Below are 3,752 nucleotides of genomic sequence, written 5' to 3'. Positions count from 1 at the left end.
CCGCTACCGCTCAGAACAAGTTCTGAACCCTAAGCTTCGGTGCATCACTTTAGCCCCGTTACATTTTCGCCGCAGGAACCCTTAGTTAGACCAGTGAGCTGTTACGCTTTCTTTAAAGGATGGCTGCTTCTAAGCCAACCTCCTGGTTGTTTTGGGATTCCCACATGCTTTCCCACTTAGTGATGACTTGGGGACCTTAGCTGTAGGTTAGGGCTGTTTCCCTTTTGACGACGGACCTTAGCACCCGCCGTCTGTCTGCCGGACTAGACTCGTTGGTATTCGGAGTTTGGTTAGAATTGGTAGATCTCGCGACCCCCGCATCCATCCAGTGCTCTACCCCCAACGGCAAATATCCGACGCTCTACCTCAATAGATTTCGCGGAGAACCAGCTATTTCCCGGCTTGATTGGCCTTTCACCCCTAAACACAACTCATCCGAGAATTTTTCAACATTCACCGGTTCGGTCCTCCAGTGCGTGTTACCGCACCTTCAACCTGGTCATGCCTAGATCGCCGGGTTTCGGGTCTAATACACCATACTCAGTCGCCCTATTCAGACTCGCTTTCGCTGCGCCTACACCTAACGGCTTAAGCTTGCATGGTACATTAAGTCACTGACCCATTATGCAAGAGGTACGCTGTCACCCCCTAAAGAGGCTCCAACTGCTTGTAAGCATCCGGTTTCAGGTACTGTTTCACTCCCCTCATCGGGGTGCTTTTCACCTTTCCCTCACGGTACTGGTTCGCTATCGGTCATGTACGAGTATTTAGGCTTGGAGGGTGGTCCCCCCATATTCAGACAGGATTTCACGTGTCCCGCCCTACTCAAGTCTTCATCCATCGTTTTTGCATACGGGGCTGTCACCCACTATGGCCACTCTTTCCAAAGTGTTCTGCTAACTGAAGATGAAGCACTGGCCTGGTCCGCGTTCGCTCGCCACTACTAACGGAATCTCGGTTGATGTCTTTTCCTCCGGGTACTTAGATGTTTCAGTTCCCCGGGTTCGCTTCACCAAGTCTATGTATTCAACTCGGTGATACCTTATCCACCTCACTCAATGTCTGCTTGCGCAACCATCGAGAGAAATGGTGAAGGTGGGTTTCCCCATTCGGAAATCGCCGGATCAAAGTTTGCTCACAACTCCCCGACGCTTATCGCAGCGTGCCACGTCCTTCATCGCCTGTACATGCCAAGGCATTCACCAGATGCTCTTACCTCACGCTTGAGAATCCACACCATCAACGACAGTCCTGCATAAAGACTGCGCTGTACTAGGCGCGGACGATTTATCTCAGCCAGATAATACAATCTGTATGTAACGCATGGTTTGATTTTCCCAACGTCTGGAAAAATCCATGCGCCACGGCATCGATTAAAAAACCCATTCACAATGTCAAAGATCTGCGGGCAAATCCCGCGTCCGGTCCGAAGACCGAATAATGTTTCGCTTCATCCCTGGAGTAATCTGCAACGCCTGTAACGACCAGCACCCCGCCAGCGGCAGGGTGGTGGAGCCTATCGGGATCGAACCGATGACCTGATGCTTGCAAAGCAACCGCTCTCCCAGCTGAGCTAAGGCCCCGTAGTCGTGTCGACTGTCTGGCAAGTGGTGGGCCTGAGTGGATTCGAACCACTGACCTCACCCTTATCAGGGGTGCGCTCTAACCAACTGAGCTACAGGCCCACTTGCCTGCCATCACTGACCCTGTGGGCCGCGGGCGGCGTGAGCCAGCTCAGGCGTACAACGCTCAACCAGTGAGCGTTATCTCCAGTGATGAAGGGACATGAGGACGACGGCATGTTCTTTGGAATTGACGAAGCTCTTCTCTCGTCTAGCAAGAGCGCTTTCGACAAAATCCTTAGAAAGGAGGTGATCCAGCCGCAGGTTCCCCTACGGCTACCTTGTTACGACTTCACCCCAGTCGCTGATCCCACCGTGGTTAGCTGCCTCCTTGCGGTTAGCACACTACCTTCGGGTGAAACCAACTCCCATGGTGTGACGGGCGGTGTGTACAAGGCCTGGGAACGTATTCACCGCGGCATGCTGATCCGCGATTACTAGCGATTCCGCCTTCATGCTCTCGAGTTGCAGAGAACAATCCGAACTGAGACGGCTTTTGGAGATTAGCTTGTGCTCGCGCACTTGCTGCCCACTGTCACCGCCATTGTAGCACGTGTGTAGCCCAGCGTGTAAGGGCCATGAGGACTTGACGTCATCCCCACCTTCCTCCGGCTTATCACCGGCAGTTTCCTTAGAGTGCCCAACTAAATGCTGGCAACTAAGGATGAGGGTTGCGCTCGTTGCGGGACTTAACCCAACATCTCACGACACGAGCTGACGACAGCCATGCAGCACCTGTCACTCATCCAGCCGAACTGAAGGAAAAGATCTCTCTAATCCGCGATGAGGATGTCAAACGCTGGTAAGGTTCTGCGCGTTGCTTCGAATTAAACCACATGCTCCACCGCTTGTGCAGGCCCCCGTCAATTCCTTTGAGTTTTAATCTTGCGACCGTACTCCCCAGGCGGATAACTTAATGCGTTAGCTGCGCCACCCAAATTCCAAGAACCCGGACAGCTAGTTATCATCGTTTACGGTGTGGACTACCAGGGTATCTAATCCTGTTTGCTCCCCACACTTTCGCACCTCAGCGTCAATACTTGTCCAGTCAGTCGCCTTCGCCACTGGTGTTCTTCCGAATATCTACGAATTTCACCTCTACACTCGGAATTCCACTGACCTCTCCAAGATTCTAGCTACCTAGTTTCAAAGGCAGTTCCGGGGTTGAGCCCCGGGCTTTCACCTCTGACTTGAGTAGCCGCCTACGCGCGCTTTACGCCCAGTAATTCCGAACAACGCTAGCTCCCTCCGTATTACCGCGGCTGCTGGCACGGAGTTAGCCGGAGCTTATTCTCCAGGTACTGTCATTATCATCCCTGGTAAAAGAGCTTTACAACCCTAAGGCCTTCATCACTCACGCGGCATTGCTGGATCAGGGTTTCCCCCATTGTCCAATATTCCCCACTGCTGCCTCCCGTAGGAGTCTGGGCCGTGTCTCAGTCCCAGTGTGGCTGATCATCCTCTCAGACCAGCTAAGGATCGTCGGCTTGGTAGGCCATTACCCTACCAACTACCTAATCCTGCGCGGGCTCATCCTTGGGCGATAAATCTTTGGACCGAAGTCATCATCCGGTATTAGCACAAATTTCTCTGTGTTATTCCGAACCCAAGGGCAGATTCCCACGTGTTACGCACCCGTGCGCCACTAGACCCGAAGGTCTCGTTCGACTTGCATGTGTTAGGCATGCCGCCAGCGTTCGTTCTGAGCCAGGATCAAACTCTCAAGTTTGTGAAACAACATTCACGGTACGAAGCCAAAGCCTCGCCAACCGCAAACATCGAAACCTTCGGGAGCCGATACCTGCACTTGTCAAACGTATGGAAACGAAGGACATATTAGGCATCGGCTTGTTTTAAACTGCACCATAGAGCCCGAAGCTCCCAAGGTGCAGGCGCCGTCGCCCACATGTCCCTTCATCTAAAAACCTACAATGTCAAAGATCCATCCACTCACTCACCTGCCCGGAGACGGTAAGAGGCGGACAACCATCCGTTCCCCGCTTCCTAAGACCCGGGGGACTAGCTGTCCGACTATCGTGGCGACCGCGGTAGAAGCCGTTGTTGGCGGCGTGTTCCGCTGCGGTGAGAGGCCCTCTAAGCGACCGATCTGATTCGGTCAAACCCCTTTTT

2 tRNA genes and 2 rRNA genes are annotated in these 3,752 nt (G+C 53.2%); all 4 read right to left on the bottom strand.

The window, feature by feature from the left end:
* Window positions 1-1,226 (bottom strand): 23S ribosomal RNA (locus HT136_RS25885); the annotation flags it as partial.
* A gap of 281 nt (window positions 1,227-1,507) precedes the next feature.
* Window positions 1,508-1,583 (bottom strand) — tRNA-Ala (locus HT136_RS25880).
* 25 nt (window positions 1,584-1,608) lie between these two features.
* A tRNA-Ile gene (locus tag HT136_RS25875) sits at window positions 1,609-1,685 on the bottom strand.
* 179 nt (window positions 1,686-1,864) lie between these two features.
* Window positions 1,865-3,351, bottom strand: a 16S ribosomal RNA gene (locus HT136_RS25870).
* Window positions 3,352-3,752: the final 401 nt, after the last annotated feature.

Origin of the sequence: Novosphingobium profundi, assembly GCF_018491765.1 — a bacterium.
Taxonomy (GTDB): Bacteria; Pseudomonadota; Alphaproteobacteria; order Sphingomonadales; family Sphingomonadaceae; genus Novosphingobium; species Novosphingobium profundi.
The sequence above is the reverse complement of the archived record's forward strand: the minus strand, read 5'-3'. Positions and strand labels throughout refer to the sequence as shown.